The sequence below is a fragment of the Stenotrophomonas sp. PS02301 genome, from assembly GCF_029959485.1.
Lineage (GTDB): Bacteria > Pseudomonadota > Gammaproteobacteria > Xanthomonadales > Xanthomonadaceae > Stenotrophomonas > Stenotrophomonas maltophilia_Z.
Window position 1 is genome coordinate 1 of the sequence record NZ_JASCOO010000212.1, and the last position, 330, is coordinate 330.

The 330-nt window shown below is 65.5% G+C and carries 1 protein-coding gene; it reads left to right on the forward strand.

The features are described 5' to 3' along the window. On the forward strand, positions 1 to 330 hold a 330-nt coding region (locus tag QMX81_RS20970; RefSeq protein WP_282264411.1), incomplete at both ends, for a transaldolase family protein.

Consider the following 330-nt stretch of genomic DNA (forward strand, 5'->3'; position numbering starts at 1 on the left):
CCGAAGGGATCGACTGCAACCTGACGCTGATCTTCAATCCGACCCAGGCGCTGGCCTGCAGCGAGGCCGGGGCGTTCCTGATCTCGCCGTTCGTGGGCCGCATCCTGGATTGGTACGTGGCCAACGGGCAGGCGCCGGCGACCATCGATGAAGACCCGGGCGTGGTGTTCGTGCGCGGCGTGTATGCCGAGTTCAAGCGTCGTGGTTCGCCGACGGTGGTGATGGGCGCGTCGTTCCGTTCGACGGCGCAGATCGAGGCGCTGGCAGGCTGCGATCGCCTGACGATTTCACCGGATCTGCTGGAAAAGCTGGACGCCGATCACGGTGAGT